5 protein-coding genes are annotated in these 3653 nt (G+C 47.5%); 1 reads left to right on the top strand and 4 read right to left on the bottom strand.

Annotation, left to right across the window (positions count from 1 at the left end; genetic code table 11):
• Positions 1-114 precede the first annotated feature (114 nt).
• Entirely contained in the window at positions 115-624 is a 510-nt protein-coding gene (locus VB714_RS07050) for an ATP-binding protein (RefSeq protein WP_323222519.1), read from the bottom strand.
• Here VB714_RS07050 and VB714_RS07045 point away from each other — a divergent pair.
• Complete coding sequence (locus tag VB714_RS07045; RefSeq protein ID WP_323222517.1) at positions 624-809, top strand: hypothetical protein; 186 nt, start codon at positions 624-626, stop codon at positions 807-809. The two genes, VB714_RS07050 and VB714_RS07045, sit on opposite strands and share 1 nt — an antisense overlap.
• A gap of 8 nt (positions 810-817) precedes the next feature.
• Here VB714_RS07045 and VB714_RS07040 read toward each other — a convergent pair whose 3' ends face one another.
• From VB714_RS07040 to VB714_RS07030, 3 genes are all read right to left on the bottom strand, one after another.
• Positions 818-2701, bottom strand: coding sequence for a hypothetical protein (locus VB714_RS07040; protein WP_323222515.1), 1884 nt, complete (start codon positions 2699-2701; stop codon positions 818-820).
• A 60-nt stretch (positions 2702-2761) separates the two neighbouring features.
• The gene (locus VB714_RS07035) at positions 2762-2986 is read right to left on the bottom strand and encodes a peptidoglycan-binding domain-containing protein (RefSeq protein WP_323222513.1); all 225 of its coding nucleotides are present in this window, start codon (positions 2984-2986) and stop codon (positions 2762-2764) included.
• 174 nt (positions 2987-3160) lie between these two features.
• A partial coding sequence (locus VB714_RS07030; protein ID WP_323222512.1) for a ComEA family DNA-binding protein occupies positions 3161-3653 on the bottom strand: 493 nt, incomplete at its 5' end.

Below are 3653 nucleotides of genomic sequence, written 5' to 3'. Positions count from 1 at the left end.
ATTTATCAAATATCAATGGCTCAAACCACAGGATTATGAGAGTTTGGAGACTCTCAAGGAGGCGGTTGAGCAGATTCTCCGGCATTTTGGCACTGATTATGCAATTAATTTTGTCTAGCTACTTATTCCTGACGCTTCCAACCATTGCAAGGCGATACTCGCAAAATTCTTGTCATGTTCGGCATTCTCGAAGTTGGCGCGTTGGAAGTGCTGGGGTGCGAGAGTTCCGTAGCGTTCTGCGACCAGACGTTCTGCCAATGCCGTCTTGCCCATGCCCGTTAGCCCCAGTATCATCAACAGGCGACGCGAGTTCAAAGCTGTGGAGAGTTCGGCAATGAGATGTTCGCGACCCACCCAAAAATTATCGTATGCCGTCATGCCCAGCCCGCGCAATGCTTGACCTGCGAGGGAAACTTCGCCAATCGCCTTGGCTTTCTTGCGGCATTGTTTGTAGTATTGCAGTGTCTCCTCAAATTCGTAGAGATGCCAATGAGTCTCTCCCAGTCCTTTGAGTGCATCGCTTTCTGCTACCGGGTCGCGGCATTGTTTGGCATACTCTAAGCCTTCTCGATGATAAGCGATCGCTTCTTCGGCGGCGGCTGGTTCTTTGCCAATGCCGCGCAATGGGAAGTTCCCGCGATCGCCTGCAAGCACTTTGGGACTTTTTGCTAACCCAGCATCCTTGGCTGATTCAGTTACTCGAAGCCACGCCAGTGATTATCTGGGGAGAGCAGCGCTCCGGCAAGTCTACCTTGGCAGATTGTGTGGCTTTTTTTGGCGCTCTAAATGTCTCGTTCTTTTTCTTGTGAATGCAGATTTAAGGCTGATAGCCTTGGGTCAAATTACGAAAGGCATTGTAAATATCTTCTTTCGTAACCGGTAGAGCATCTCTGACTGTTTGGATGATGAGAGTATCTTCTGGGGAAACGACATAACGACTGGGGTTGGCAGCGGCCACACAGTTATAAACCCCCGAGGATTCTTCTTGGCTGAATTGCTGGAGTCCCAATGCGATCGTCACGAGAGCAGCAGAATCACGCAAACAGAGCGCCCGCGTTTCCAGTTCGTCAATTTGAGCCGCAATATTTTGGCGATCGCCGTGCTGGTCCCGTAGTGCCTGCAAATAAGCTACAGCCTCGTTGTTATTTGAGAGAGCGCTAAAAAGGTTTTCTTCATTTTCTCGGGCAAATTGGACGGGATCCGAGGAACCTTGAGGAATGGGTGCAGCCAATTGAGGCGCGCTCCCCGAGGGAACTCCCGACGCTGAAGCCGCGCTGAATGCGGTCAATCCGGGTTGCCGAGGCCACTTAACTTTAAACCATTCCAGTATCCCTTGATTGATTTTGGTATCAATGTAAATCAATGCTTTTTCGGGATCGTTGGTAATAAGGTTTTCAATCTTACTCTGTTCGAGCAATAACGTTTCCTGCGCTCGTCCAAAAAGGGATTCAGCATTGATGACAACTTTTTTGGGTAGGGCTAATTGTCCTTGTTGGCTTAATTCCTGAATGAGGAGAATGCGGCCGAGAGCATTCATAGCAGTAGGATCGTTGAGCAGTCGTGCTTTTTCGTACTCTTGTTCGGCTTTATCATAGCGACCGAGACGCTCGTTGATTTTCCCTAATCCTAGGGTGAGTTTGGCTTGATCATCTGCCGATCGCACGAATTTACTGGCTTGCAGATAACTATCCCGTGCTTTAATCAGCTCGTTATTTTTCTCGAAGTTTTGACCTCGAGCAATATACCATCCCCCCCAAGTTGGTAAGCTGGCATTAATCAACCCCGTCACCGTCATCAGTCCCCCAGCAATACCCAAGGCGGCAGGGGCGTGTAAATGGGGGGGTAAGCGCAGGACTGTGACCATTTTTTCAATGGTTTCTTGTCCTTTTTTGGTCAATGCCCCGGCTCCTGCTGTTCCCAAACCCACCACTTGTAGGACGGTGGCGAGGTTTTGTGCTGCATCGGTTTGTACTCCCTCTACTTCCTTCGAGAAGGTTTGCGCTGTACTGAGGATGAAACTGGCTGCAATACCCAATGCGCCGATCGCCAATCCCGTTAAAACCCAATCTCGAGGGGAAGGGGGATCTTCTTCGGAGCCGAGAAGTTCGGGTTTGAGGTTCCACCACCAAGAATTCTCGCGCTTTAAACTGCGCTTCCACTGAGACAATTGGTTATTAAAATTAAGCGCTAACCGATGGCGTTTTAACTGGCGATCGAGATCGATCAGTTTCTTGGCCAATTTTTCGGGGACTGGTTGATTTTGGAAGGTAGCGGCGATCGCATCTTCCACTTCATCTCGCGCTAACAGTGCCTCAAGTAATTCTTCTTCCGCAGGGGAGCGACTATCTTTAATCGCCCCCAAAGCGCGATCGTAGCGGGCGATCGCCTTATTAAAGAGAGGATCGAGGTCATTGAGGTTCCACCACCATTGCGCCGGAAGCGCATTAACGCTAGTTTTCCATTCCTCTAGATTACCATCACGAACAATGTGTTCTCTTTGAGCCTTCAGGCGTTCGTCTAAACTAATCAATTTGGCATAGGTTTCTCCCGCAGGGGCTTGATCCATTTGCCGTTTTTTCTCTACACCATCCCGAGCGATTAGTGTGGCTACAATTTGCTCAAAAGAGGGATTGGGAGAAGCACTTTCTAGAGCGACTAGCGCCGTTTCGTAAGCGGCGATCGCGTCATCAATAACAGCCATTATTTTATTTTTACTGTTGCGTATTGTGAATGAAATTGCAGAGATGAAAAGGCACAATCTCTAACAGATGCCCGCAAAACCATAAGCCGACATGGTTGCGTAGGTATTGGGACCGACAATCCCATCAGGACTTAACCCGACTGCGGCCTGAAAATTCTGCACTGCGGCCTGAGTCCCTGGGCCGAAGATGCCATCGACGGAAACCATATCGGGGGTTTGAGTTTGTTGGTTGATAAACTCCTGCAATGCTACAACTTCCGCACCGCTACTGCCTATTGACAACATAATCAACTCCTTGAAAAAACTGGATTGTCCACTCTAGGGTAATCACCCCTCCCCACAATCGTCAATAGGGCGCGATCGCTTGACAATTTTTTGTTCGATAAAGAATAAAAGTAGGGGTTTGCTTAATTTTCCAACTGGGTTTTATCGTTATCAATAAACTCGAGAAATAACAATTTACCACTGAAGGTAATACATAAGTTGAGAAATTAACTCACTTTCTAAAGCTAAACGTTGCTGTAGATCGGCAAGACTGCGATAAGGGCGATTTTGAACAATAATTCCAGCAAGTTGAGCGTCAATCAAAGGAATTTTTGCTAACTGTTTTACTGTTGCTGTATTAAGATTAATTTTTTGGGGATTTTCTGGACTTTCAGGATCGTAATAACAAAAATAAAGCAGAGGTTCGAGAGATTGCAGGATACTTAGAGATAGTCCGATCGCGGCAGAAATATCTTCAATACATAAAAACTGTACCCCCATTCCCCGCAATTCTACCAGAGATCGCGCTTGATGAATGGAAATTCCCGGTAAGCGCAACCAATCATCAACGGTAGCGCGATTAACATCTAACTGCAATCCCAATTCTACAGCGATATTCACTTCATAAAGCGATCGCAAGCGATAATAAGGATCGTGTAAAATTCGGTCTCGAATAGCGGCACGTTGA

Origin of the sequence: Spirulina sp. 06S082, from assembly GCF_034932145.1 — a bacterium.
Classification (GTDB): domain Bacteria; phylum Cyanobacteriota; class Cyanobacteriia; order Cyanobacteriales; family Spirulinaceae; genus CCY15215.
The sequence above is the reverse complement of the archived record's forward strand: the minus strand, read 5'-3'. Positions and strand labels throughout refer to the sequence as shown.